The organism is Amycolatopsis sp. NPDC004079 (assembly GCF_040610415.1).
GTDB lineage: Bacteria > Actinomycetota > Actinomycetes > Mycobacteriales > Pseudonocardiaceae > Amycolatopsis > Amycolatopsis halotolerans.
Map to the genome: position 1 here is coordinate 70,723 of NZ_JBEXMH010000035.1, position 24,006 is coordinate 94,728.

Annotated in this window: 25 protein-coding genes and 1 pseudogene; 8 read left to right on the forward strand and 18 right to left on the reverse strand. The window is 70.4% G+C overall.

The annotated features are described in order from the left end of the window. Nucleotides 1-20: 20 nt before the first annotated feature. The 4 genes from ABZX37_RS30185 to ABZX37_RS30200 form a co-directional block, all read right to left on the reverse strand. Nucleotides 21-560: a shikimate kinase gene (locus ABZX37_RS30185; protein WP_354745231.1), complete on the reverse strand. Its 540-nt coding sequence runs from the start codon at nt 558-560 to the stop codon at nt 21-23. Beyond that, nucleotides 557-1,744, reverse strand: a complete 1,188-nt coding sequence (aroC, locus tag ABZX37_RS30190) for a chorismate synthase (RefSeq protein WP_344267350.1) — start codon at nt 1,742-1,744, stop codon at nt 557-559. The genes ABZX37_RS30185 and aroC overlap by 4 nt, the downstream gene beginning before the upstream one ends. A 49-nt stretch (nt 1,745-1,793) precedes the next feature. Next, nucleotides 1,794-2,699: an A24 family peptidase gene (locus ABZX37_RS30195; RefSeq protein WP_354745233.1), complete on the reverse strand. Its 906-nt coding sequence runs from the start codon at nt 2,697-2,699 to the stop codon at nt 1,794-1,796. A 218-nt stretch (nt 2,700-2,917) separates the two neighbouring features. After that, nucleotides 2,918-3,868 (reverse strand): AraC family transcriptional regulator, encoded by a 951-nt coding sequence (locus tag ABZX37_RS30200; RefSeq protein WP_354745235.1) that lies wholly within the window; start codon nt 3,866-3,868, stop codon nt 2,918-2,920. A gap of 82 nt (nt 3,869-3,950) precedes the next feature. Between ABZX37_RS30200 and ABZX37_RS30205 the strand changes: the two genes are divergently transcribed. Continuing rightward, the gene (locus ABZX37_RS30205) at nt 3,951-4,367 is read left to right on the forward strand and encodes a pyridoxamine 5'-phosphate oxidase family protein (protein ID WP_354745237.1); all 417 of its coding nucleotides are present in this window, start codon (nt 3,951-3,953) and stop codon (nt 4,365-4,367) included. Here ABZX37_RS30205 and ABZX37_RS30210 read toward each other — a convergent pair. Further along, a complete protein-coding gene (locus tag ABZX37_RS30210) occupies nt 4,355-4,741 on the reverse strand; it encodes a hypothetical protein (protein WP_354745238.1) in 387 nt (128 codons plus the stop codon). The two genes, ABZX37_RS30205 and ABZX37_RS30210, sit on opposite strands and share 13 nt — an antisense overlap. Before the next feature lie 101 nt (nt 4,742-4,842). Here ABZX37_RS30210 and ABZX37_RS30215 point away from each other — a divergent pair, with 101 nt between their 5' ends. Next, nucleotides 4,843-5,268 (forward strand): Rieske (2Fe-2S) protein, encoded by a 426-nt coding sequence (locus ABZX37_RS30215; RefSeq protein ID WP_354745239.1) that lies wholly within the window; start codon nt 4,843-4,845, stop codon nt 5,266-5,268. Between the two features lie 49 nt (nt 5,269-5,317). Here the strand turns inward: ABZX37_RS30215 and ABZX37_RS30220 are convergent, their stop codons facing one another. Together ABZX37_RS30220 and ABZX37_RS30225 are read right to left on the reverse strand one after the other, a co-directional pair. After that, nucleotides 5,318-5,773, reverse strand: coding sequence for a PTS glucose transporter subunit IIA (locus ABZX37_RS30220; RefSeq protein ID WP_354745241.1), 456 nt, complete (start codon nt 5,771-5,773; stop codon nt 5,318-5,320). Then, complete coding sequence (locus ABZX37_RS30225; RefSeq protein WP_344267364.1) at nt 5,770-6,006, reverse strand: PTS glucose/sucrose transporter subunit IIB; 237 nt, start codon at nt 6,004-6,006, stop codon at nt 5,770-5,772. The genes ABZX37_RS30220 and ABZX37_RS30225 overlap by 4 nt, the downstream gene beginning before the upstream one ends. 243 nt (nt 6,007-6,249) lie before the next feature. Between ABZX37_RS30225 and ABZX37_RS30230 the strand changes: the two genes are divergently transcribed. The 5 genes from ABZX37_RS30230 to ABZX37_RS30250 all read left to right on the forward strand — a co-directional run bounded on the left by ABZX37_RS30230 (nt 6,250) and on the right by ABZX37_RS30250 (nt 11,019). After that, complete coding sequence (locus ABZX37_RS30230) at nt 6,250-7,047, forward strand: GntR family transcriptional regulator (RefSeq protein ID WP_354745243.1); 798 nt, start codon at nt 6,250-6,252, stop codon at nt 7,045-7,047. Beyond that, nucleotides 7,044-8,282, forward strand: a complete 1,239-nt coding sequence (locus ABZX37_RS30235; protein ID WP_354745244.1) for a PTS transporter subunit EIIC — start codon at nt 7,044-7,046, stop codon at nt 8,280-8,282. The genes ABZX37_RS30230 and ABZX37_RS30235 overlap by 4 nt, the downstream gene beginning before the upstream one ends. Before the next feature lie 28 nt (nt 8,283-8,310). Next, nucleotides 8,311-8,580 (forward strand): HPr family phosphocarrier protein, encoded by a 270-nt coding sequence (locus ABZX37_RS30240; RefSeq protein WP_009075756.1) that lies wholly within the window; start codon nt 8,311-8,313, stop codon nt 8,578-8,580. A gap of 124 nt (nt 8,581-8,704) precedes the next feature. Continuing rightward, on the forward strand, nt 8,705-9,520 hold the full coding sequence (locus tag ABZX37_RS30245; RefSeq protein ID WP_354745247.1) for a serine hydrolase domain-containing protein: 816 nt from the start codon (nt 8,705-8,707) through the stop codon (nt 9,518-9,520). Beyond that, nucleotides 9,517-11,019, forward strand: coding sequence for an alpha/beta hydrolase (locus tag ABZX37_RS30250; protein ID WP_354745249.1), 1,503 nt, complete (start codon nt 9,517-9,519; stop codon nt 11,017-11,019). Before ABZX37_RS30245 ends, ABZX37_RS30250 begins: the two co-directional genes overlap by 4 nt. Nucleotides 11,020-11,093: 74 nt before the next feature. Here ABZX37_RS30250 and ABZX37_RS30255 read toward each other — a convergent pair whose 3' ends face one another. The 10 genes and pseudogenes from ABZX37_RS30255 to ABZX37_RS30300 all read right to left on the reverse strand — a co-directional run bounded on the left by ABZX37_RS30255 (nt 11,094) and on the right by ABZX37_RS30300 (nt 21,702). Then, nucleotides 11,094-11,417, reverse strand: coding sequence for a transposase (locus tag ABZX37_RS30255; RefSeq protein WP_354745251.1), 324 nt, complete (start codon nt 11,415-11,417; stop codon nt 11,094-11,096). Between the two features lie 101 nt (nt 11,418-11,518). Next, nucleotides 11,519-12,850 carry a DUF222 domain-containing protein gene (locus ABZX37_RS30260; protein ID WP_354745253.1) on the reverse strand — a complete coding sequence of 444 codons (1,332 nt, stop codon included), beginning with the start codon at nt 12,848-12,850 and terminating at the stop codon, nt 11,519-11,521. A gap of 158 nt (nt 12,851-13,008) precedes the next feature. After that, nucleotides 13,009-13,950: a D-2-hydroxyacid dehydrogenase family protein gene (locus ABZX37_RS30265; protein WP_354745254.1), complete on the reverse strand. Its 942-nt coding sequence runs from the start codon at nt 13,948-13,950 to the stop codon at nt 13,009-13,011. Nucleotides 13,951-13,975: 25 nt separating this feature from the next. Then, nucleotides 13,976-14,539, reverse strand: a pseudogene (locus ABZX37_RS30270) (GrpB family protein); the annotation flags it as partial. A 43-nt stretch (nt 14,540-14,582) separates the two neighbouring features. Continuing rightward, entirely contained in the window at nt 14,583-15,449 is an 867-nt protein-coding gene (locus tag ABZX37_RS30275; protein ID WP_354745256.1) for a shikimate dehydrogenase, read from the reverse strand. Then, on the reverse strand, nt 15,433-17,280 hold the full coding sequence (mltG, locus tag ABZX37_RS30280; RefSeq protein WP_354745258.1) for an endolytic transglycosylase MltG: 1,848 nt from the start codon (nt 17,278-17,280) through the stop codon (nt 15,433-15,435). The genes ABZX37_RS30275 and mltG overlap by 17 nt, the downstream gene beginning before the upstream one ends. A 494-nt stretch (nt 17,281-17,774) precedes the next feature. Further along, the gene (gene ruvX, locus ABZX37_RS30285; RefSeq protein ID WP_354745260.1) at nt 17,775-18,275 is read right to left on the reverse strand and encodes a Holliday junction resolvase RuvX; all 501 of its coding nucleotides are present in this window, start codon (nt 18,273-18,275) and stop codon (nt 17,775-17,777) included. Beyond that, complete coding sequence (gene alaS / locus ABZX37_RS30290) at nt 18,265-20,928, reverse strand: alanine--tRNA ligase (protein WP_354745262.1); 2,664 nt, start codon at nt 20,926-20,928, stop codon at nt 18,265-18,267. The genes ruvX and alaS overlap by 11 nt, the downstream gene beginning before the upstream one ends. A gap of 79 nt (nt 20,929-21,007) precedes the next feature. After that, nucleotides 21,008-21,310 carry a hypothetical protein gene (locus ABZX37_RS30295; protein ID WP_354745264.1) on the reverse strand — a complete coding sequence of 101 codons (303 nt, stop codon included), beginning with the start codon at nt 21,308-21,310 and terminating at the stop codon, nt 21,008-21,010. Further along, nucleotides 21,307-21,702, reverse strand: coding sequence for a DUF948 domain-containing protein (locus tag ABZX37_RS30300; protein ID WP_354745266.1), 396 nt, complete (start codon nt 21,700-21,702; stop codon nt 21,307-21,309). The genes ABZX37_RS30295 and ABZX37_RS30300 overlap by 4 nt, the downstream gene beginning before the upstream one ends. Before the next feature lie 236 nt (nt 21,703-21,938). On the opposite strand from ABZX37_RS30300, the gene ABZX37_RS30305 reads away from it, so the two are divergent. Further along, on the forward strand, nt 21,939-22,844 hold the full coding sequence (locus ABZX37_RS30305; RefSeq protein WP_354745268.1) for a hypothetical protein: 906 nt from the start codon (nt 21,939-21,941) through the stop codon (nt 22,842-22,844). Here ABZX37_RS30305 and ABZX37_RS30310 read toward each other — a convergent pair. Continuing rightward, entirely contained in the window at nt 22,828-23,685 is an 858-nt protein-coding gene (locus tag ABZX37_RS30310; protein ID WP_354745270.1) for an NAD(P)-dependent oxidoreductase, read from the reverse strand. The genes ABZX37_RS30305 and ABZX37_RS30310 overlap by 17 nt on opposite strands. Nucleotides 23,686-24,006: the final 321 nt, after the last annotated feature.

Sequence of the window (24,006 nt, forward strand, 5' to 3'; positions counted from 1 at the left end):
TGAGGGGAACCCTGAGGGACTCAGAGTCCCTCAGGGTTCCCCTCACGGACTTGAGCGGGCGCGAGGGCGGCGACGGCGGCCGCGACGACCTCTTCAGGCGTTCGCTTGTCGGTCTCGATCTCGACGGTCGCCACCTCGCGGTACACCGGCAGCCGCTGGTCGAGCAGGGCCTTGAAGGTCGCGCGGGGGTTGATGCCGGCGAGCAGCGGGCGGGCGCTGGACATGCCAGTGCGCTGGACACCAGCGGCGAGGCCGACGTTCAGGAAAACCACCGTGTGGTCCTGAAGCCGTGCGCGGGTGCCTGGGGTGAGCGGGGCGCCGCCGCCGAGGGAGAGCACGCCGTCGTGTTCGGCGAGTGCGGTGGCGACCGCTTCTTCCTCGATCGCGCGGAACGCTGGCTCGCCGTCGTCGGCGAAGATGTCCGAGATGGCGCGTCCGGCGCGGGCGACGATGTCGTCGTCGGTGTCGCGGAAGGTCACGCCGAGCGCGGCGGCCAGCAGCGGGCCGACCGTGCTCTTGCCGGAGCCCGGCGGCCCGACGACGACCGCGCGCGGGCTCACCAGCGCTCCTCGAGCGCCTTCAGGTACGCCTGCGCGTTGCGCCGGGTCTCGGCCAGCGAGTCGCCGCCGAACTTCTCCAGCGCCGCGTCCGCGACGACCAGCGCCACGACCGATTCCAGCACCACGCCGGCGCGCGGCACCGCGCACACGTCGGAGCGCTGGTGGATCGCGACGGCGGGCTCGCCGGTCCGGACGTCCACTGTGGACAGTGCCTTGGGCACGGTCGAGATCGGCTTCATCGCGACGCGCACCCGCAGCGGTTCGCCGTTGGTGATGCCGCCTTCGAGCCCGCCCGCGCGGTTCGACCGGCGCGTGACGCCGACCGGTCCGGTGCCGCGGTCGATCTCGTCGTGCGCCTGGCTGCCCCAGCGGCGGGCGGTGGTGAAGCCGTCGCCGACCTCGACGCCCTTCATCGCCTGCACGCCCATGAGCGCGCCGGCGAGCCGCGCGTCGAGACGCCGGTCCCAGTGCACGTGCGAGCCGAGGCCCGGCGGCAGGCCGTAGACGATCACCTCGATCACGCCGCCGACGGTGTCGCCGGCCTTCCGCACCGCGTCGACCTCGGCGATCATCGCCTCGGTCCCCTCGGCCGAGAACGCCCGCACCGGGCTCTCGTCGATCGCCGCGAGGTCGCCCGGCTGCGGAAGCGGGCCGTCGGGCGCGTCGGCGCCGCCGATCGAGACGACGTGGCTCAGCACCTCGGCCCCGAGCAGCTGCCGCAGGAAGTTCCGCGCGACAGTGCCGAGCGCGGTCCGCGAAGCCGTCTCGCGGGCGCTGGCGCGCTCCAGGACGGGACGGGCCTCGTCGAAGCCGTACTTCTGCATGCCGGGCAGGTCGGCGTGCCCCGGGCGGGGCCGGGTCAGCGGCTCGTTGCGGGCGAGCCCGGCGAGCTCGGCCTCGTCGACCGGGTCGGCCGCCATGACCTTCTCCCACTTGGGCCACTCGGCGTTCTCGATCTGGACGGCGATCGGGCCGCCCTGGCTGACCCCGTGCCGGACCCCGCCGAGGAACTGGACCTGGTCGGTCTCGAAGCCCATCCGCGGGCTGCGGCCGAACCCGAGCCGGCGCCGCGCGAGCTGCGCGGAGAGGTCCGAGGTCGTCACCTCCACCCCGGCAGGCAGCCCCTCGAGCACAGCGGCGAGGGCGGGTCCGTGCGATTCTCCAGCGGTGATCCAGCGCAGCACCGGACAATCCTGTCACGGCCTGTCCGGCGGCCTGGCAGAGCCCCTGGCCTCAGGTGATGCCCGTTCCAGCGGCTGGGAAGACCGCGCACGCCCAGGTGGCCAGAACCAGGCCGGGGCCGTAGGGGACGCGGAGGGGACCGGCGCGGATTCGGGAGCTGGCGGGGCTGGGTGGCGATGTGGGGGCTGCGGACGTCGGCGCGGGAGCCGGGTCGGTTGGCAGGCAGGTGACGTCGGTCGGCGCAGAGGCAGCGGCTGCCGAACGGGGTGTCTGGGCGGGCTCAGTCGGCTGAGGCGCGATGTCGAGTTGGTTCGGGGTGGGCTCGTCGAGTCCTCCTAGGGGTTGGACGGCGGCCAAGGGCGTCCCCGGGCCGGGTTGACGGGATGGCGCGAGGGTCGAAGCTCGCGAATCGCGGAAGCGGCGGATCAGCCACATCGGCACCACAGCAGCCAAGCTCACCAGTGCCGCGAGGACGGCCGCCACGGCAGGAGCCAGTCCGCCGATCGCGCCCAGGACGGCGCCGAAAGATCCGGCCAGTTTGACGTCTCCGGGGCCGAGACCGCCCGCTGACAAGCGGTGGACGATCAAGTGCGTACCGCCGAACAGCAGGCATCCCAGGGCGGCTCCGGCGGCCAACCGCCATCCTCCGCCGCTGAGAGCGGCGAGGGTGATGGTCAGGGCGACAGCGGGATAAGCGGGCAGGGTGAGGATGTCCGGGAGACGGCGGTGTCGGGCGTCAGCCAACGCGAGGGGTGCGCCTAGCACCGAAACCAGCCAAGCGACCGGCAGCCACCAAGCCGGGAGCGCGCCTACGTCGGCACGTGCGGCGGCCACCGCGGCTGCCGCGGCGGCGACCGCCACGGCGAGCACGGCCGGTATCGGGGCGTCGGCTTTCTTCATCATCACCAGCAGCACGGGGACCACCGCCCCTGCTGCCAGCACTGCTGTCAGGACCATGCGGCCAAGCCTGCCGCCGGGGCTTGGACCAGGGCAAACAGATCGGGGTGCGAGGGGACCCCTCGTGCGCGACACGCCGGAAGGTTCACTCGACGGAGGCAAAAACGGCGCAGTGCCCCGGGCTCGTCGACAACGCGTCGGTGATTGATTCCAGGGCAGCGTCGGTGATTGACCCCGGACGGCGTCGGTGACTGCCCCTCGGGCGGCGGAGACAGAATTCAGACCCGGGACGGAGCCAGAACCCCGTCCTCAGCAAGAAAAGCCCGGCGGTGCTCAGTCGGATTGACCCCGCGCACCCGCTTGAAAGCCGAGCTGAACCCGAACGCGTCCGAGTACCCGACCACCCGGGCCACCTCCGCGATCGGCATCGACGGCTGTTCCGTCAGGAGGTCCGCGGCGAGGGTCATCCGCCAGCGGGTCAGGTACGTCATCGGCGGCTCCCCCACCAGTTCCGCGAAGCGTTTGGCCAAAGTGGACCGCGACACCCCGGTCCGGGCAGCGAGCGTGACGACCGTCCACGGGGCTGCCGGATCCGCGTGGAGCAATCGCAGGCAGGCACCCACCACGGGGTCCCGTTGCGCCGCCCACCAACGCGGAGGCGAGCCGCCGGGACGGTCGAACCAGTCGCGCAGGATGCAGACCAGCATCCAGTCCAGGAGGCGGTCCAGGACGATCTGCTGCCCGGGCGCGTCGACGGCCAGTTCGGCTGCCAGATGGTGCAGCACGGGGTCTTCCTCGGTCGAGGAAGACGGCCGGACGACGACCGGCAGCGCGTCCAGCAAAGCGGACATCCGGCCGCGGCTCCGGACCGGGTACGCGCCGACGATCAGGTTGGTTTCGCCATGGAACGGGTCGTTCCAGCCCAGGTGATGCTGGGTGCCGCCCTGGTCGGGAGTGGCGCAGAACTCGCCGCATTCGACCGGGACAGCGGGCGTGTCCAGGCTGTCGACGAAGGAGAACGGGCCGCGCACCAGGATGGTCTCCCGGGCGCGCAACAACTCCGGCGGATGGTCTTCCGGCACGATCCAGCCCTCGCCGCTCAGCAACGTGCACAGGGTCAGCGGGGCACTGTCCACGAAGCGCAGCGACCACGGCGCCGACAGGGCCGTGCAGCCGAACAACGAGCCGTGCGCCCGGACCCCGCGGATCAAATCGCTGAACGCGTCCACTCACCCGAGGTTAGACGAATGGACAGGCGATCCGGCTTCTCACCTATGGGATCGTCCAAGCGAGCCCGGTTGAATCCCAGTCATGAGCACTCTCACCGACCACGATCTCGAGTTCCTCCGCCGCCCCCTGCACGGCTTCCTGACCGTCGCCGCCGGACCGCGGCCGCCACAGCCTCGGCCGGTGTGGTTCGAGGCCACCGACGAGGGCACGATCCAGCTGTTCACCGCCCCGGATTCGGCCAAGATCCGCCAACTCAGCGAGGACCCGCGCGCGTCGATCGTCGTCGCGGCACCGGTCGGGGAACCGGAACGCTGGGTGTCCGTCGCCGGGCGCGTCACGATCGAGGCCGACGGCGGGCACGACCTCGCGCGCAGGCTCGCCGGAAGGTACTGGGACCTCAGCACCCCGGAAGGCCAGGCCGGAGCCAAAATCCTGCAAGACCTCCCCCAGGTCCGGGTCGTCATCCACCCGGAGAAGGTGCACCGCTACGCGTTCTGAGCCGTCCGCCGCGCGCGGATCGCCCGCACCAGCAGCACCAGGCCGCAGATCACGCACACCGCTTCGGTGATCACGCCCCAGTACTCGTACTGGCTGTTGAACTGGTCGTGCACGCCGTAGAAGCCCACCGTCACCGACAGCAGGTAGGCCAGCAGCGTCACGCCGCCGAAGCCCAGCGTGAGGAACGCAGGCAGCCAGTGCCGCCAGGCGAGAAGGGCGACGGCGATCACCACGCCGGCGATGCCGTTGACCAAGAAGAGCGGGCCGACCACCGGGATGTCCGCGTAGCCGCTGCCCCAGTACAGGTAGAAGTGGATCGCCGCGGAGCCCGCCAGGCCCGCCGCGCCCAGCACTCGCATCCACGTGGTCACCATGGGCGTCTCCTTCCGTGCGGAATGCCGGATACGGACTACACGCACGGGCGACCGCGACGGTTCACCGGCACCCGAAGCCGTCCCGATTCGTTGCACAGGGCATGACTGCCGAACTTCACTCCCGCCGCTCCGTACTCGTCTCCGGGGCGGCCGTCGCAGGGACCGCCGCCGTCGCTCTCACCGCCTGCGCGAGCGGCGACAGCGGGTCCGGACAGGCCGCGCCGAAGGCGGGCGGGAAGGTGATCCCGCTGGCGGAAGTGCCGGTGGGCCAAGCGAAATCAGCGAAAACGCCGGACGGGCAGGAGGTGCTCGTGGCACAGCCGTCGGCGGGGACGGTCGCGTGTTTCAGCGCCGTCTGCACACACCAGGGCTGCACGGTGAATCCGCCGCAAAACGGTCAGGCGAGCTGCCCGTGCCACGGTTCGGTGTTCGACGCGCTGACCGGCGCGGTGAAGCAGGGGCCGGCGAGCCAGCCGCTGTCCAAAGTGGCCGTGAAGATCGAGAACGGCGAGATCGTCACGGCGTGACCGGGATCGCCCTTTGCGGACATTCACTGTCCACAAAGGGCTCCGGTGATCAATCGTTCCAGGTGAACAACTCGTCGCCGGCGGCGACCGTGCGCCCGCCTTCGAGGCCGGCGAGCACGTCCGCGGACGCGTCGAGGCCGACGACCGGGACGATCGGCGAGTAGCCCTTGGCGGCGACCGCCTCGGGGTCCCAGCCCACGATCGGCTGGCCCGCCCGCACCTTCTCGCCCTTGACGACGTGCAGGGTGAACCCCTCGCCCTTCTCCTTGACCGTGTCGATGCCGAGGTGCACGAGCACCCCGCGGCCGTCCTCAGTGGCCACGACGTACGCGTGCGGGTGCAGCGTCACCACGGTCCCGTCCACCGGCGCGACCGCGTCGGCGCGACCGCCGGACGGCTTCACCGCGATGCCGGGGCCCACCATCGCCTCGGCGAACACCGGGTCGGGCACCTCGGTGATCGCGACGACCTCGCCCGCGACCGGGCTCAGGATCGGCAGGCTCACATCAAGTCCTCGATGTCGCTGGCGATGGTGTCCGCCTCCGGCCCGACGATGACCTGGACCGCCGAGCCCATCTTCACGACGCCCATCGCGCCGGCCGACTTCAGCGCGGGTTCGTCCACGAGGGACATGTCCTCGAGCTCGCACCGCAGCCGCGTGATGCAGCCCTCGATCTCGATGACGTTGTCCGCGCCGCCGAGCGCCGCGAGAATCTTTTCCGGCCTGTCATCCGCCATCGCGGCCTCCTCGTATCCCGTTGGTTTTCCACTCGGAACAGGTGCGCTCCGCCACCATTACTACGCCGTTTGCCGCCTTGCCGAGCGAGCCCGGCCACGAACGGATAACGGTGGTTGACACCCGCTCTCGCTGCGGAGCATCCTGCCCCATCAGATCATTGGTCTAGACCGGAACGTACCAATCTTCCGGCGCGGACGCGAGCACCGGCCCCGGTGCGCGAAGCGAGGGAGGGTGACACCGAGATGAGTGCGGCCGCGCACATTCCGCCGTCCGACCCCGCCGAGCGCGTGGTGAACGGGCCGACCCCGAAGCACGCCCAGCTGCGGGAGATCCTGCGCCGCCTGGTGGAGCGCGAGCTCCCGCCGGGCTCGCCGATCCCGTCCGAGCGCGAGCTCGCGCAGCACTACGGCGTCTCGAGGCTCACTGTCCGCTCGGCGATCGGGAAGCTCGTCGAGGAAGGACTGCTGGCCCGGGTCAGGGGCAAGGGCACCTTCACCGCCGCCCGGCGGATGGAACTGCAGGTGTACCTGATGTCGTTCACCGACGACATGCGCCGGCGCGGGCTCACCCCGACCACCGAAGTGATCTCGACCTCGACCGAGGTCCCGCCGGTGACTTCGGCGCACGCGCTCGGCCTGTCCGAGGGCGTGGCGGCGCACCGGCTCGTGCGGCTGCGGCGTGCCGACGGCGTTCCGCTGGCCGTCGAACGCGGCTGGTACCACGCGGGCCGGACCCCCGGCCTGCTCGACCTCGACCTGACCCGTTCGCTGTACGCCCAGCTGGCCGACGCCTTCTCGCGCCGCCCGGACCAGGCGTACCAGACGGTGTGGGCCGAATCCGCGGACCGCGAAACGGCGCGCTTGCTCGGCATGCGCACCGGCAGTCCGCTCCTGGTGTTCCGCCGGGTCTCCAGCTCGGGCGGCGAACCGGTCGAGGACATGACGTCCTGGTACCGGGGCGACCACTACCAGGTGACCATGCAGCTGGACCGGAACACCCCGGGTTCCGGCGACCAACCCCACAATGGAGGTATCCGATGAGCGCCACCACCGCGGCTGGGGCTAGCGGAAAGAAGAAGGGCGGTGGCCTTGCCGGGCTGCAGCGCTTCGGCCGCAGCCTCATGCTGCCGATCGCGACCCTGCCCGCCGCAGGCATCCTGAACCGGCTCGGCCAGGACGACGTCCTCGGCAAGGACGGCCTCAACTGGGGCAAGGCCGCCGACGTGATCGGCGCGGCGGGCGGTGGCATCTTCGACTGGCTGCCGCTGATCTTCGCGATCGGCATCGCGGTCGGCTTCGCCCGCAAGGGCGACGGGTCGACCGCCGTCGCGGCCGTCATCGGCTGGGTCGTGTTCAACAAGGTGATCCAGGCGATCGCCCCGATCAGCGACCAGCAGGGCTACAAGAAGGGCTGGGACCTCGCGCCGATCCACTGGCCCTACAGCGTGCTCACCGGCATCGTGACCGGCATCGTGGCCGCGCTGCTCTGGCAGCGCTACCACCGGATCAAGCTGCCGTCCTGGCTCGCCTTCTTCGGCGGCCGCCGGTTCGTGCCGATCATCACCTCGCTCGCGATGATCATCCTCGGCGTCATCTTCGGTCTGCTGTTCAAGTACGTCGACCAGGGCATCACCTCGGCGGGCCAGGCGGTCATGGGCTCGCCGGTGGTCGGCAGCGGCGTCTACGGCCTGCTGAACCGCCTGCTCATCCCGGTCGGCCTGCACCAGCTGCTGAACGTCCCGGTGTGGTTCATCTTCGGCGGCGGCGACCTGAACAACTTCTTCCACCACGTGGACGGCTCGGGCGCGTTCATGACCGGCTTCTTCCCGATCATGATGTTCGCGCTGCCCGCCGCGGCGTTCGCCATCGTGCACACCGCGCGTCCCGCGCAGCGCAAGCTGGTCGCCTCCATCATGATCTCGGCCGCGCTGACCGCGTTCATCACCGGTGTCACCGAGCCGATCGAGTTCGCGTTCATGTTCGTCGCGTGGCCGCTGTACATCTTCCACGCGGTGATGACCGGCATCTCGCTGGCCGTCTGCAGCGCGCTGGGCATTCGCCTCGGCTTCTCGTTCTCCGGCGGCGCGATCGACTTCGCGCTGAACTCGTCGCTGGACACCGCGCACAAGGCGTGGCTGCTGATCCCGATCGGGCTCGTGTTCGCCGTGATCTACTACTTCGTGTTCCGCGTCGTGATCACCAAGTTCAACCTGCGCACGCCGGGCCGCGAGGACGACTCGATCGAGGGAGACCTCGAGCGCACGGCCGCGAAGTAACACCCGAGAAAAGCAAGAGAGGTACACCATGCCGGAGAAACGCGTCACCGTGGCCAGCAAGGTGGGGCTGCACGCCCGCCCGGCCGCACTGGTCGCCAAGGCGGCCGCTGCCCAGCCGGTGGCGGTGCAGATCGCCAAGAACGGCGGCGAACCGGTGGCCGCCGGCAGCGTCCTCAACCTGATGACCCTCGCCGCCGCGTACGGCGACGAGGTCGTCATCAGCGCCGAGGGCGACGGTGCCGAGGCGGCGGTCGAGGCCGTCGCCGAGCTGGTCGCCACCGACCTCGACGCTCAGTAGCGATACCGCTCCACGGGGAAAACACGAACCGTGCGGGGCTCCGGAACTTCCGGGGCCCCGCACGGTTCGTTGCGTCAGGGCACTCCGAAACAGCGGCTCAGCGCGCCCTATTACGCTGGCGGGCATGGAGAGTCTGCGCCTGATCGACGAATGGCCCGTGGACAACGCCGCGGCCGGGGTGGTCTCCGCTTCCGGCGAGGTGCGCGGACGCCACGGCGACCCCACCCGGCCGTTCCGGCTCGCGTCGGTCACGAAGCTGCTCACCGCCTACACCGCGCACATCGCGATCGAAGAGGGCGTCGTCGAGCTGGACACGCCTGCCGGGCCGGAGGGCTCGACCGTCGCGCATCTGCTCGCGCACACCTCCGGGCTCGCCTTCGACGCGCACAAGGCGATGGCCGAACCCGGCACGCGCCGGCTGTACTCCAACGCCGGGTTCGAGGAGCTCGCCGACGCGCTGGCGGAGCATTCCGGCATCGAGTTCGCCGAGTACCAGCGCGAAGGGCTTTTCGAACCGCTCGGCATGACGTCGACCCGGCTGGACGGCTCCCCCGCCGCCGGTGCGGTATCCACATTGGACGATCTGCTGCGGTTCGCCGCGGAGTTGCAGTCGCCCAAGCTGCTCGCGCCGGAAACCCTCGCCGCGGCCACCGAAATCGCGTTCCCCGGCCTGAACGGCGTCCTGCCCGGCTTCGGGCACCAGAAGCCGAACGACTGGGGTCTCGGCTTCGAGATTCGCGACCACAAGAGTCCGCATTGGACGGGCGCGAACAGCTCGCCGCGCACGTTCGGCCACTTCGGGCAGTCCGGGACTTTCCTGTGGGTGGACCCGGAGGCGGGCCACGCCTGCGTCGGGCTCGCCGACCGGTCGTTCGGGCCGTGGGCCGCGCAGGTCTGGCCGCCGTTCACCGACGCCGTGCTGGCGGAACTACCCGCGTGAGATTCCGGTCCGCGCTGGCCGCGTCAGCCCTGCTGCTCGTCGCGAGTTGTTCCGCACCGGCCGCGCAAACCCAAGCGCCGCAAGCATTGCCCGCGCCGGACGCGCCGCTTCCGTTGGGCACCAACGGTGCTGCCACGCCCAAGCTCGACTGGACACCGTGCCACGGCGGTTTCCAGTGTGCGACCGCGCCGGTTCCGTTGAGCTACCGCGAGCCTGGCGGCGCCAAGCTGAATCTCTCGGTGATTCGCATGCCCGCCACCGATCCCGCGCACCGCGTCGGGTCGCTGGTGATCAACTTCGGCGGCCCGGGCACCGACGGGGTCGGCGAGCTGATGCGGTTCGGTCCGCGGTACCCGGACGAGCTGCGAGCCAAGTTCGACCTGGTGAGCTTCGACCCGCGCGGAATCGGCGGCAGCGCCCCGGTGCAGTGCCCGGGAACGCCGCCGACGGCCGGTTCTCCGTTACGGGACAGCGAGGCGTTCTGGACTGCGAGCGCGGCCGTCGGCAAGGCTTGTGCGGCGGGCACTGGTGCCGAGCTGTCGCATCTGTCGACCGCGAATGTCGCACGGGACATGGACTTGCTCCGGCAGTCGCTCGGCGAGCAGCAACTGAACTTCTACGGCTATTCGTACGGCACGTATCTCGGCGGCACCTACGCGAACCTGTTCCCCGGCAAACTGCGCGCGATGGTCCTCGACGGGACGCTCGACCTCGTCGCGAACGCCACCGGACAACCGGGTCAGCAGCACAAGCCGGTCGACGTGCGCGCCGACGTCGCAACGGCTCAACAGCAGGAACTCGAAGCGTTCTTCGCCGCCTGCGACGCTGCCGGACCGGGCAAATGCGCGTTCGCGGGCGGCGACCTGAAACAGAAATTCGCCTCGGTCTTCGCTCGGCTGACGCACGGTCCGGTCGGCGGCATGACGGTCTCGTCGTTGATGGAGACCATTGACCGAGCGCTGTATCAATCGTCCCGGTGGCCGCGGCTGGCGAAGACGCTCGCCGGGCTCGTGCCGTCGACAGCGGTCTCCCCCGCGCCGGTGCTCGACCCCCGCGTGCCCACGCATTCGCCCGGCTTCCTCGCCGTGCAGTGCCTGGACAGCGAACTCCCGCAAGACGCCGCCAGCTACACCGAACTCGCTGCCGCTGAAGCGAAACGCCAGCCGTACTTCGGAGTCGCGCCGGTGTTTTCGATGGCGCAGTGCGTCGGCTGGCCCGCGCGGGACGAGGACCGGTACCTCGGTCCGTGGAACCGGTCGCGGCAGCATCCGATCCTGATCCTGGCCAACCGGAACGACCCGGTCACGCCGCTCGCCAACGCTCAGGCCACCGCGAGGGAACTCGGCGACGGCCATGTGGCAGTGGTGGACGGTGCCGGGCACACGACGCTCGATGTGCCCAGCACGGCCGCTTCCACCGCAATGGCACGGTATTTCGTGGATCTGACCGTGCCTCCGGACGGGACGGTCTACCCGCCGACAGTGCGGGCATTCCCCTGAGCTTGTTGTTTAACCGGTGTGGTTGCGGTGTTGTTCGAGGGTGAGGATCAGCCAGGAGCAGGGCCAGCCGGGGATCATCTGGCTTGGCCCTTGCCGCGAGCGTAGGTGTGGCAGAACCGCCGCTCGGGGCTGCACGCGGCGTCCGGACGCAGCCAGTGCGACACGTCCACGGCCAGCACGATCCGCCCGTTCGCGGCATGAGGCACGGGCAGGCGTGCCAGGGCGGTGCGCAACCGGTCGGTCTCGATGCGGTCGTGGTTAATCGCGTCGTAGCCGGCACCGTGCCCGCGTCGGGCAGCTCGAACAACGCGTCCGCCCGCCCGGTGTCGTGCACACTGATCAACTGAAGCCCTCAGTTGTGATCTTCTTTCTGCCGCAAGAAAGAGACGATCAACCAAGAGGCTTCACCCATGATCAACCGGGCCCACGCACCCTCGCCACCTGGTTAAGCAACAAGCCCAGAGCAGGCGAGCCTGCCCTCGAACCCAGTGTGGTCCGGTCATCGCAAGGCCGCTCCCGTCATGCCGGACTCCGCCGTCGAGCCGGGTGCCTGAGCAACTTCCGGCGGCGCCGGAGGCGAAGCCGCGACCGGCACCGGCACCGAACCGGTTGCGGGCGGTCGGTAATGGGCGGTATTGCGGAGAGGTTTCTGGTCCGGGTCGAGGAGAGCTGGCGGGATCCAGCAGACGACGCTATCCCGGATGGCGATGCGCCAACCGCTGTGGTGCAGCAGACGGTGGTGGCGTTCGCAGCACAAGGCCTGGTTTTCCAGATCAGTCGGTCCGCCGTCGGCCCAGTGCACGACGTGGTGCGGGTTCGTCCATTTCGGACCTCGGTCGCAGCCGGGGAACGTGCAGCCCAGGTCCCGGACCGCCAGCGCACGACGCTGGGCCGCAGTGGCGGTGCGAGCGGACCGCCCGAGGTCGAGGAGCTGGCCCTCGCCGCCCAGAACCGCCGGATACACCTTCGCGTCGCACAGCATCCGTCGCAACCGCGACACCGGCAGCACCGTCCCGTCCTCCAGGAACGCCGCGCGGGCAGCGCCTTGCAGCTGCTCCAGGCTGACAGTGACGGTCGCGACGGCGCGTTCGCCGGCTTTGGTCGGCAGGTCGGGGGCACTGGCCGCGAGGTCGGCGATCGCGGCGAACGCGTCGCCGTCGCGCTCCGCAGGTGTGCGGGGATCCGGAACGCCGGTCGCGTCGGCGGGATCCGGTGCCGCCAAGGGCACGAGGAGCTGTTCGACCAAAGCTCCAGTTTCGCCGTCAACCTCGCCGGTGAAGCGGAAGCGGCCGGTGCGGGTCCAGTGACAACGGAATTCCCGCCACGGCCGGGCCGCCTCGCCGGAGCCTTGGCCGGAGCCAGAGCCGGTGTCGTCGCCAGACGGTGCGGTGCCGTCACTGTCCCAATAGCCGCGCAGCCGTGCTGCGGCACGCCGCAACACAGCTGGATCGGCCTGCACCGCCAACGTCACCAGGGTTTCCTCCGCCACGGCACAGTCTTCAGACGTCAGCCAGTCCGGGGCGTCGGCAAGGCACTCCGCGATCACAGCGACATGCTGCGCGGTAATCTCGCCTACAGCGAGGGCCTTCCCGGTCAGCGGCAGAGCTGCGGTGGCCTGCGCGACGCGGGTGCGCGCGTCTCGGCGGGTCAAATGCAAGACCGCGCACAGGAAGGCGGCGGTCGAAGAATAGCCCTCGATGATCTCGCCGGTCGCCTCGAATTCCCGGATGCCCGCCAGCTGCCTGGCATAGACGGTGTTCAGTTGTCGCTGCGTGTCTCGGAGCAGTTCCGCCAGCTTCAACGCTGCCGGGCTCTCGATCGGTCTGGGCATACAGCCAGGATATAGAACGTATGTTCGATTCTGCCGTCGCTCAGATCGGTGAATCCGCACCACCCTTGCGAAAGCCCGAACTCACCCTCCGGAACCAAAAATCCGCCGCCACACCACAAAACCGCCACTCGCGACGCCGCACGGCAGGCCCTACTCGGTCAGGTCAGCACGTTGATCGGCTCGCCCGACTGGAACGCGGCGATGTCCTCCACCGCGCCGCCGTAGAAGATCTCGTACGTTTCCCGACTCACGTAGCCGATGTGCGGGGTCAGGATCGCGTTGTCCAGCGTCCGCAGCGGATGGTCCGAGGGCAGCGGTTCGACGTCGTAGACATCCAGCGCGGCCGCGGCGATCTTCTTGCCGCGCAACGCGTCCAGCAGCGCCGTCTCGTCCACGATCGGCCCGCGCGAGGTGTTCACCAACAGTGCGGACGGCTTCATCGCGGCGAATTCGGCCGCACCGACCAGACCCCGGGTGCGCTCGGACAGAACCAAGTGGACCGACAACACATCCGCCCGCGCGAACAAGTCCTCTTTGGACACCGCCGTCACGCCGTGCTCCGCCGCCCGCTCCGGGGTGAGATTCTGGCTCCACGCAATCGGTTTCATCCCGAACGCCTGGCCGATCCGCGCGACCTCGGCGCCCAGCCTGCCGAGCCCGAGCAGGCCGAGCGTCTTGTCCCGCAGCGCCATCCCGAGCCCGACCTGCCAGCCGCCCTCGCGCATCGAACGGAACTCGAGGGGCAGATTGCGCGCACCGGCCAGGATGAGCGCCCACGTGTGTTCCACCGTCGGCGCGGCCAGCGCCCCGGTCGCGGAAACGACGACGCCGCACCGCTTAGCCGCGTCCAGATCGATCGCCGCGTTCCGCCGTCCGGTGCTGACCAGCAGTTTCAGCCCGGGCAGCCGGTCGAACACCGCGGCCGGGAACGGCGTGCGCTCGCGCATCGCGACCACGACGTCGAACCCGGCCAGCCGCGCGACGGTCTCGTCCGGCCCGGCGAACGGCTCGCTGAACACCTCGATCTCCGCCCCGAGCGACCCCCAGTCGGCGCACTGGAGAGCCACGTTCTGATAGTCGTCGAGGATCGCGATCTTCATGCCGCCCACCGTAACCCGAGGGTCAGGCGTTGCGCGCCCGCTCGATGATCTCGTCGATCACGTCGTTCTTCGCGTCGGCGTAGTTCTGCACGTACTCCCAGACCCGCGCGGCGAGTTCACGCTTCTTCTCCAGGTACAGCGCCAGCTCTTCCGGGTGGCTGCGCAGCCGGTCGCGGAAAAGCAGGTAGCGCTCGGTCTGGCCGTTGCCCGGCGAATGGACGTGCAGGTTGACGTTCGTGTCCGGGCCTTTGAAGCAACGGTGCTTCTCCCAGTCCGGTTCGCGGATCACCAGCCGGTAGCCCGCCGCTTCGAGGTCGGACACATACGCCGCCTCGTCGTCCGAATCAGGCACTTCGAGCAGAATGTCGACGATCGGCTTCGCGGCGAGGCCCGGCACCGAGGTGGAGCCGACGTGTTCGAGCAGCAGCACGCGTTCCCCGAGCGCCGCGCGGATCCGCGACGCCTCGATGTCGTAGAGCCGCGGCCATTCCGGGTCGTACTCGGCGAGCGTGACGGTGGTGCCGAGTTTCGGCGCCTCGCCCACCCATGCCGCCTGGATTTCTTCCTCGCCGAACTGTTGCCTGGTCACAGCGGATCCCCCTGATGCTGATGGAAAACAGCCCGTCAGGATATCAGGAAATCGGCAGCGGCAGAATGTTTCCGCTCGCCTCGCGCAGCGCCGCCTGCATTTCCTCGCACGGCGCCGGCCGCCCGGTGAACTGCTCCGCTTGCCCGAATGCCTGGTGCAGCAACATGTCCAGCCCGGTCGCGAGCCGTCCCCCGCGCCGCTCGACCGCTTCGGCCAGCGGAGTCGGCCACGGGTGGTAGATCACGTCGAGCACGCTGCCGACCCGGGACAGCTCCGCGACGTGCGGCACGACCGCGTCCGGCGGCACCGTGTTGACCAGCACCGCCGTGCTGTCCGCCAGCTCCGCGAAGTCCACTTCGGACCATCGCAGCACGTCCACGTCCAGACCCGCGCGCTTGGCCGCGTCCACGGTTTCCGAAGCTCGCGCCGGTTCCCGCACCACCAGACGCACCGTCGTGACGCCCAGCGCGGCCAACCCGACCACGGCAGCCGCGGCCGTCCCGCCCGCGCCGAGCACTACGGCCTGGTCGCTCGCGGAAGGCGAGTAACCACCGGCGTACCGCAGGGCTCCGGTCACGCCGTCGACGTCCGTGCAGTCGGCGAACCAACCGTCCGGACGGCGCACGAGCGTGTTCGCCGCACCGACCGCCGCCGCGCGCGGGGTGACTTCGGCGGCGTGGTCGAGCGCGGCTCGTTTGCCGGGCATGGTGACCGAAAGGCCGACCCACTCCGGGCCGAGACCGTCGACGAACCCGGGCAACTCGGCCGCGTCCGTTTCGACGCGGTCGTAGGTCCAGCCGTCCAGGCCCAGCGCCGCGAACGCCGCGCGGTGCAGCACCGGCGACAGCGAATGCGCCACCGGCTTGCCCAGCACCGCCGCGCGGCGCGGCCGGTCATTTGAGGACGCCACGCTGCTCCGCCAGGGCCCGGTTCGCGTTGTGCTGGTCGTTCGTGACCGCGAAGCAGGAATGCCCGTCCTTCTCGCATTTCACGAAGTACGCCCAGTCGCCGGGGGTCGGGCTGACCGCGGCCTTGATCGCGTCCATGCTGGGCACCGCGATCGGCGTCGGCGGGAGACCGTAGTTGGCGTAGGTGTTGTACGGTCCCGCTTTCGCCCGGTCCTCGGGTTTCGTGAGCAGCGTCGGGCGGTCCAGCACGTAGTTGACAGTGGAGTCCAGCTGCAGCCTGATTCTCTGCGAGAGCCGGTTGTAGATCACTCGCGAAATCTTGCCGAAGTCCGGCTTGATCGCCTCGCGTTCGATGAGCGACGCGATGATCAGCGTCTCGTACGGCGATTTCCCCGGCCCGGTGTTCTGCGCGGTGAGGCCGGACGCCTGAATCGTGTCGGCCGACTGCTTCACCAGGTCGGTGATCAGCTCGGTCGCGCTCCAGCCGGGTTTCACGTCGTAGACGCCGGCCGCGATCAAGCCTTCCAGGCGTTTGTCCTTGCTCAGCGCCTTGCCCGCGTCGGCCACTGCCCACTCGGGCGCGCCGAGCGCCTTGAGGTCGGCGTCGGCGACCGTCTTGCGCAGCTGGTCCACCGGAATGCAGGTGCTCTTGCCGTTCAAGGTCGCGCACGACGCCTTCGACATCAGGCTGAACACGCCCGGCGTCACCTTGCCGTCGGGCTGCGTGATGTCGTCGAACTGCGTGTACGGCCGGATTTCCAGCCGCCCGACGCGCGCGGTCGGCGAGGTGATGAGGTTGACCGCCTCGTCGCCCGACATGTGCTGACGCAGCAGGTAATAGCCCTGCTGGATCTTGCTGAGCGCGGTGTTGTCCGCGCCCGCCTTCACGAACGCCCGGGAACTCGCGACCACGCCCGCGTCGGTGAGCTTCGCGCCGATCGCGGACGTCGTGTCGCCCTGTTCGACCTGCACGAGCGCGTCGCCTTCGCCGGAACCGTCGAAGTCCGCGTAGCCGAAGATCTTCTGATACCCGAAATAGGCGCCGCCGCTGAGCAGGACGAGCACGAGCACCGCGGCGATCCAGCCGATCGCGCGCTTGCGCTTCTTCTTGCGGGGCTTCTTCGCGGGCGGCTCCTCGACCGGCGGCTCGGCCGCGTCTTCCGGGTAGCCGTCCTCGTCGTAGCCGTCGTACTCGTCGTCGTAGTCCTCGTACTCGCCGTATTCGTCGTACTCGTCCTCGAAGAGGCCGTCGATCGGCTGCTGGTCGTCCGGGTGCTCCGGCTCGTGCGCTGCAGCAGGCACGGTGGGGATCACTTCGGTGGGCTGCTCGACCGGCTGCCGGCGCGGCGGCTGGTTGCGCGGGTCGCGCGGCATCGAAGCGTCCGCGAAACGCGGGTCGCGCGGCATGGAGGCCTCGGCGAACCGGGGATCCGGCGGCATCGACGTGTCCGCGAACCTGGGATCGCGCGGCATCGAGGTGTCGGCAAAGCGCGGGTCCGGCGGCATGGAGCCGTCCGGCGGCGGAGCGGGCGCGCGCCGGGCCGGAGGCGGCGGTGGCATGTCCGGCGCCCGGCGACGGCCAGGCGCGACGGCTTCCGCCGGCACGTCGACGTCATCCCGGCGACGGCGACCGGACGGAGGCTCGACGTCGACCGGCGGCGGAACGTCGTCGCGGCGACGGCGACGCCCAGCGGGCGGCTCGGCTGGCGGCGCGTCCTCGAGGCGGCGACGGCCTGCCGGGGGCTCGGCGTCAACCGGCGGAACGTCCTCGCGGCGACGGCGTCGACCGGCTGGCGGCTCGACCTCCGCGGGCGAAACTTCGTTCCCGCTCACCGGTGCGTCACCGGGAGCTATGCGGCGCGGACGGGCGCGCGGAAGGTCGTCGGCCGCGTGCGGCGGCAGATCCCAGTTCTCCGTCGAGCGCTTCGGGCGCTCCGCGGGCGGCGGGGCCGGACGGCGACGCCGGGTCGGCGGCGCATCAGCGGCCGGGCGACGCGGAGGCTCGGCAGGAGGCATCGCGTCCGGTGCGACGCGACGGGTCGCTTCGCCAGCCGGGCGAGGCGCGCCCTCGGGCGCACGACGGCGTCCTTCCGCCGCGGGAGGACGCTGCGGCACATCGCCACGCGGACGTCGTCGCTCTCCAGACGGCGGCATGCCGTCTGGCGCCTCGCCGCGCGCGCGGCGAGGAGGTGGTTCGTCTTCAGGCTCGCGCCGCCTGCGCCGCCCGCCCGGAGCGCCGGAACCCGCTGCGGGGTCCGGGAAATCCGGGGTGTCGGGGTTGCGCAGCCGACGGCGGCCGCCCGGATCGCCGGGGCCGCGGGGGTCGGTCATGAGTCGCCTTTCCGGGCGCGGTGCGCGGCGGCGGCGTCGAGCCAGGCTTGCAGGATCTCGACTGCCGCTGCCTGGTCGACCACGGCGCGCTGCTTGCGTCCCTTGACCCCCCGCTGGGACAGCATTCGCGACGCGGTGACCGTCGTCAACCGCTCGTCTGCCAGCCGCACGGGCACGTCCCCCACGCGCCCGGCGAGCTTCTCCGCATACGCGACCGCGATGTCCGCGGCCGCGCCCTGCCGGTTCGCCAGCGTCCTCGGCAAGCCCACGATCACCTCGACCACCTCGTGTTCGGTGACGAGGTCGGCAAGCCGGTCCAGATCGCTGTCGTCCTTCGCATCACGGGAGAGGGTAACGAGCGGGCTCGCGAGCACGGGGGCGGGATCGCTCAGCGCGACCCCCACCCGGACAGACCCGACATCGACCGCGAGCCGCCTGCCCCGTCCCGGATCGGACTCGCCGGGCCGATCCGGGCCTCTCCTGGAATTAGCGGCCAAGGTTCGCGACCGCCGCGCGCAGGGCCGTCACGGCCTGCTCCGCGCCGGCCGGGTTGCTGCCGCCGCCTTGGGCCATGTCCGGCTTGCCGCCGCCGCGTCCGCCGATCGCCTCGGCGAACGACGGCACGAGCTTGCCCGCCGCGATCCCCTTGTCGCGCGCCGCGGAGGTCGTGGCGACCACGAAGGCCACCTTCTCCCCCGAGGGCGCGAACAGCGCGACCACACCGGCGCGTTCGCCGAGCCGGCCGCGGATGTCCGACGCGAGCGCGCGCAGGCCGTTGCCGTCGACGTCCGGCACGACCTCGGCGACCACCGAGACGCCGGAGACGTCCTGCGCCTTGTCCAGCAGCGCGCCCGCCGAACCGAGCACCTGCTGCGTGCGCAGCTGCTCGATCTCCTTCTCCGCGTTCTTCAGCCGGGTCAGCACGTCCTCGATCCGGCCGGGCAGCTCGTCGGACGGCACCTTGAACGTGTTCGCCAGCTGCGAAACGAGCAGCTGCTCCTTGCGGACGTGCTTGAGCGCGTCCGGGCCGACCAGTGCCTCGACGCGGTGCACGCCGGAGCCGACCGACGCGTCCGACACCAGCTTGACCAGGCCCAGCTGGCCGATCCGGCCGACGTGCGTGCCGCCGCACAGCTCGCGCGAGTACTCGCCCATGTCGACGACGCGGACGTCGTTGCCGTACTTCTCGCCGAACAGCGCGACCGCGCCCAGCTCGAGCGCCTTGTCCTTGGTCGTGGTGTAGCTCCGCACCTCGACGTCGGTCTGCAGGTAGTCGTTCACTTCCTGCTCGACCTCGGTGAGGATGTCCGCCGACACCGCACCCGGGGTGGTGAAGTCGAACCGCATCCGGCCCGGCGCGTTGAGCGAACCGGCCTGCGCCGCACGCTTGCCGTACGCGCCGCGGACCGCCGCGTGCACGAGGTGCGTCGCCGAGTGCGAGCGCTCGATCGAGAGCCGCCGGTTCGCGTCCACTGATCCGGTGAGCCGGGTGTCGATGCCGACCTCGCCCTCGGTGACCTCGACGCGGTGCACGAACAGGCCCGGCACGATCTTCTGCACGTCGAGCACCTTCAGCTCGACGCCGTCGCCGACCAGCACGCCGGTGTCGGCGATCTGCCCGCCGCTCTCGGCGTAGAACGGGGTGCGGTCGAGCACCAGCTCGGCCTTGCGGCCCGCGGCGACGCTGCGCACCGGCAGGCCGTCCTCGAGCAGGCCGACGACCTTCGCGTCCGCCTGCAGCTCGGTGTAGCCGAGGAACTGGGTTTCGCCGTGCTGCTCGAGCACCTTGCGGTACTCGGAGAGGTCGCCGTGGCCGCTCTTGCGCGACGCCGCGTCCGCCTTCGCGCGCTTGCGCTGCTCCTCCATGAGCGTGCGGAAACCGGCCTCGTCCACGCTCAGGCCCTGTTCGGAGGCCATCTCGAGGGTCAGGTCGATCGGGAAGCCGTAGGTGTCGTGCAGCTGGAACGCCTTGTCGCCGGCGAGGACGTCGCCGCCGCCCTTCTTCGTCTCGGCCGCGGCCAGGTCGAAGATGCGCGAACCGCTGGTGAGGGTGGCGAGGAACGCCTCCTCCTCGACGCGCACGACCTCGGAGATCCGGTCGAAGCCGCTGACCAGCTCGGGGTACGTCGGGCCCATGGTCTTGCTGACGACCTTCGCGAACTCCTGCAGCACCGGCTCCTGCACGCCCAGCAGGCGCGTGGAGCGGACGATGCGGCGCAGCAGCCGGCGCAGCACGTAGCCGCGGCCGTCGTTGCCGGGGGTGACGCCGTCGCCGATCAGCAGCACGCCGGTGCGCGCGTGGTCGGCGATGACGCGGAAGCGCACGTCGTCGGCGTGGTTGGCGCCGTAGCGGCGGCCGGAGAACTCCTCGGCGCGACCGATCACCGGGCGCACCAGGTCGGTCTCGTACACGTTCTCGACGCCCTGCAGGATCGTCGCGACGCGCTCGACGCCCATGCCGGTGTCGATGTTCTTCTTGGGCAGCTCGCCGATCGGCGGGTGGCCCAGCTTCGGGCTCTGCTCGCCGCGGACGTCCTGCATGAAGACGAGGTTCCAGATCTCGATGTAGCGGTCCTCGTCGGCGACCGGGCCGCCCTCGCGGCCGTACGCGGGGCCGCGGTCGTAGTAGATTTCCGAGCACGGGCCGCCGGGACCGGGCACGCCCATGTCCCAGTAGTTGTCCTTGCCGTCGCGGACCTGGATGCGCTCGCCGGGCAGGCCGGTGAGCTTGCGCCACAGGCCGGCCGCTTCGCTGTCCTTCTCGTATACGGTCGCCCAGATCCGGTCCGGGTCGAGGCCGAAGCCGCCGTCGTCCTGGGACTTGGTGATCAGCTCCCAGGCGTTCTCGATCGCGCCTTCCTTGAAGTAGTCGCCGAACGAGAAGTTGCCCGCCATCTGGAAGAACGTGTTGTGCCGGGTGGTCTTGCCGACCTCGTCGATGTCCGGCGTGCGCACGCACTTCTGCACCGAGGTCGCGCGCGGGTACGGCGGCGGGGCCTCGCCGAGGAAGTACGGCTTGAACTGGACCATGCCCGCGTTGACGAACAGCAGGTTCGGGTCGTCGAGGATCAGCGGGGCGCTCGGCACGCGCGTGTGGCCCCGGCTTTCGAAGTGGCGCAGGAAACGGTCGGTGATCTCGTGTGTGTCCACGGGTACGTCCTTGTGCTGAAGACCCGGCTTCGGCCGGGGAAGGAAACGGGGGTCGGAAGCGGCGGAAGGCGCGCGGAGATCAGCCCTCCGCCCGGCGAGCTCGCCGGGCGGGGCGACGTGCGGCGTGCCTGCCCGCGCCCGAAGGCGGCGTGACGGCGGCGGTCCGCTCCTCGACCATGTCGTGCAGCTCCTGTTCCCGTTCGTTCATCCCGGCGCGCACCTCGGCGCCGAACGAACCGACGGCACCCGCGAGTTCCCGCACGGCGTCGCCCACGTTCGATGCTAACCCGGCGGGCGTGGCCTGACGAGCGGTTTCGCTCGCCTTGCGGCTCAGCGCGACTCCCGCGACGACCCCGACCCCGAGCCAGAACAGCCGCTTCACTTCTTCCCCCGGCGGGCCGGGCGCTGCGCCTTCGCGTCCTGGCGCTTGCGGCGCGCGCGGATCGCCTTGCTGATCCCGTACGACAGCGCGGCGGTCTTCACCAGCGGGCCGCCGAGCGTCGCGGTGAACACCGAAGACAGCGCGGACACGTTGCCGCTCACCGCCTGCGCGTTCGCGGTGATCCCGTCGACGCGCTCGAGCTGGGTGTTGACGTGCGTGATCGTCTCGTTGGCCCCGATCAGGATCGGGTCGCTGTTCTCGTGCGCCTTGCGGATCGCGATCGTCGCCTCGTCCAGCGTGCGGCCGAGTTTGAGCAGCGGGATCGCCAGCAGCAAGACCAGCAGTACGAAAGCTCCTGCGGCGATCAGCGCGGCGATCTGCCCTGCCGACACGGGCCCTCCTCGGGTGGTGCGGGGTCTTAGGTGGTGTGAGGTTACCGCCTGTGGCTGTGTTTGATTGCGGCGGCTTCGCCGCCGCGGCGAGATCGCCTGGAAGTCGGCGTGTCAGCGAGCGGTGCGCCCGCCTGGGGGCGGTCACACCGCTCGCTGACACGCCGACGCGATCTCGCGGTTGGGCGGCGGGAGAAAAAAGGTCGCGGAGACGGGTCCGGGGCTGGTCTGCTCGGGCGATGGACTCTTCGAACGGCCCGCTCCCCCGCGTGCTCGCCGGACCGGGCGGGCCCGCCGCCGACGTGCTCGCCGAGCTTCCCGGCGCGGACCTGACCACGCTGCAACTGGAAGTAGCCCGTCGCCGCGCCGCGAAACTGCGGGGCCCGGACGTCCTGCGCCGCTATCGCGCGGACCGCTTCACCACGCCAGCGCCGTTGCCGTTCGAGGTCTTGCGGCGAGTCGAAGACGCCCTGCTTTCCGCTGCCCCGCCGGAATTCGACCGAGTCACGCTCTCCCCGGTGACCCCGCTCGGCACTCACTCCACAGTGGCCGGACTGTCCCAGCACCGCGTCGTCCCGACCGGCCGCGGCACAGAAGTCGCCGCAGACCCGACAAACGGCCTCGCGCTGGAAGCCGCAGTCCGCCGCACCGGTTCCTCGCCGGTACGGCTCACCACCGTGCAACGCGTCGTCCGAGCCCAACCTCCAGGCCCCGGACTCTTCGCACACTTCTCCCTGTTCGCCGCCGTCACCGCCGGTCGCGACCGCGGGAGCCTGGCCTTCGAACGCGAACACCTGGTGGAACACGCCCGACTCCTCACCACCGCAGTACGCGCCGCCGGCGCCCGCGCAGCAGGCTTCGAAGTGACCACTTTGGACAGCCGCTTCGCCGATTTCGCCGCTTCAGTGCAAGACGCGTTGCCGGATGTCGAGGTCTCCGACGCCTCAGACCGCGCCGTCGGCCGCGATTACTACTTCGGCCTCTGCTTCACCGTCACCGCAGACTTCGGCACCGGACCAGTCCCAGTAGGCGATGGCGGCTTCACCCCCTGGACCGCGCGCTTGCTGGGAAACGCGAAGGAACGCCTGCTCGTCTCCGGCATCGGCGTGGACCGAGTCGCGTCGCTGCTCAATGCCCCTTCTTGACGATCCCCTCGTACACCGCCGCCATGTCGTCCTCGCCATGCCCCGCTTCGACGGCGCTCTCGAGATGCGCCAACGCAGCCGCCGCCCCGCCGACGTCGATCGCGTGCCCCGCAGCCTCCACGACGAGCCGCGCGTCCTTCGCCGCGAGCGAGGCCGGGAAGCTCGCCGGGTACTCGCCGGACAGCATCATCGGCCCCTTCGCTCGCGCGTAAGGAACGTCGAACCCAGTGCCGCTCATGACGTCGAAGAACAACTGCGGGTCCACCCCCAGCACGCGCGCCAGGGCGAGACTCTCGCCGGTACCGTTGGTGAGCGCGAGAATCCAAGCGTTCATCACCAGCTTGAGCCGCGTCGCGGTGCCAGGTTCGGTGCCGAGCCAGCGAGTCTTCGAGCCAATCGCGTCGAACACCTCCGCGGCCCCGTCGTGCACGTTGTCCGGCCCCGCCGCGAGCACCTGCAGTTGCCCTTGCTCGGCAGGCCCCTTCGTCCCCATCACCGGACAATCCACGAACGGAACCCCAGCCGCGACGGACGCCTCAGCAAGCCGATCAGCCCACTCGACCCCGACGGTGCTGGTCTGCAACCAAATCGTCCCCGGCTCCAGCGACAGCCCCCGAAACACCTCCGCGACCGCAGGCCCGTCCGCGAGCATGGTGACCAGAAAGTCGGCCCCCTTCACCGCTTCGCCGGGAGTCTCGACAACCGTGACGCCCTCCGCAGCAAGCGGCTCAGCCTTCGCGAGCGTGCGGTTCCAAGCCCGCACGCTCAACCCAGCGCGAGCAAGATTGGCGGCCATCGGACGGCCCATGATTCCGGTGCCGAGGAATGCGACTGTGGTCATCCGGCCATCGTGCCGCCAGCCACGCAGATCGGCAGGATCAGCGGCTCCGCGCTGCCCCTCTTTGGCTTGCCACGATCAGTGACCAACACGGCGAACCGGACCAATCCCGCCGCCCGCCCTGCCGCGATCGCGACGCACCCAATGTGGCGTTCGGTGCGTCAGACGCACCCAATGCCGCATTGGGGCGCTAGCCCCAACCCGAAACCGCCGCCGATGCACCCAACGATCGAGGCACCCAGCCCCTCCCCCGCACCCCGATACGAAGCGTCCCTGCGGTCTGGGGTTGCTTGTCAAGGCATCTTTCCCGCCTTGACAAGCAAC

What these genes read in the sequence shown, in the direction of transcription:
- ABZX37_RS30195 (WP_354745233.1), bottom strand. Translation starts at nt 2,699, where the DNA reads ATGGTCCTGACAGCAGTGCTGGCAGCAGGGGCGGTGGTCCCCGTGCTG.
- ABZX37_RS30205 (WP_354745237.1), top strand. Translation starts at nt 3,951, where the DNA reads ATGAGCACTCTCACCGACCACGATCTCGAGTTCCTCCGCCGCCCCCTG.
- ABZX37_RS30210 (WP_354745238.1), bottom strand. Translation starts at nt 4,741, where the DNA reads ATGGTGACCACGTGGATGCGAGTGCTGGGCGCGGCGGGCCTGGCGGGC.
- ABZX37_RS30215 (WP_354745239.1), top strand. Translation starts at nt 4,843, where the DNA reads ATGACTGCCGAACTTCACTCCCGCCGCTCCGTACTCGTCTCCGGGGCG.
- ABZX37_RS30225 (WP_344267364.1), bottom strand. Translation starts at nt 6,006, where the DNA reads ATGGCGGATGACAGGCCGGAAAAGATTCTCGCGGCGCTCGGCGGCGCG.
- ABZX37_RS30230 (WP_354745243.1), top strand. Translation starts at nt 6,250, where the DNA reads ATGAGTGCGGCCGCGCACATTCCGCCGTCCGACCCCGCCGAGCGCGTG.
- ABZX37_RS30235 (WP_354745244.1), top strand. Translation starts at nt 7,044, where the DNA reads ATGAGCGCCACCACCGCGGCTGGGGCTAGCGGAAAGAAGAAGGGCGGT.
- ABZX37_RS30240 (WP_009075756.1), top strand. Translation starts at nt 8,311, where the DNA reads ATGCCGGAGAAACGCGTCACCGTGGCCAGCAAGGTGGGGCTGCACGCC.
- ABZX37_RS30245 (WP_354745247.1), top strand. Translation starts at nt 8,705, where the DNA reads ATGGAGAGTCTGCGCCTGATCGACGAATGGCCCGTGGACAACGCCGCG.
- ABZX37_RS30260 (WP_354745253.1), bottom strand. Translation starts at nt 12,850, where the DNA reads ATGCCCAGACCGATCGAGAGCCCGGCAGCGTTGAAGCTGGCGGAACTG.
- ABZX37_RS30265 (WP_354745254.1), bottom strand. Translation starts at nt 13,950, where the DNA reads ATGAAGATCGCGATCCTCGACGACTATCAGAACGTGGCTCTCCAGTGC.
- ABZX37_RS30305 (WP_354745268.1), top strand. Translation starts at nt 21,939, where the DNA reads ATGGACTCTTCGAACGGCCCGCTCCCCCGCGTGCTCGCCGGACCGGGC.
- ABZX37_RS30310 (WP_354745270.1), bottom strand. Translation starts at nt 23,685, where the DNA reads ATGACCACAGTCGCATTCCTCGGCACCGGAATCATGGGCCGTCCGATG.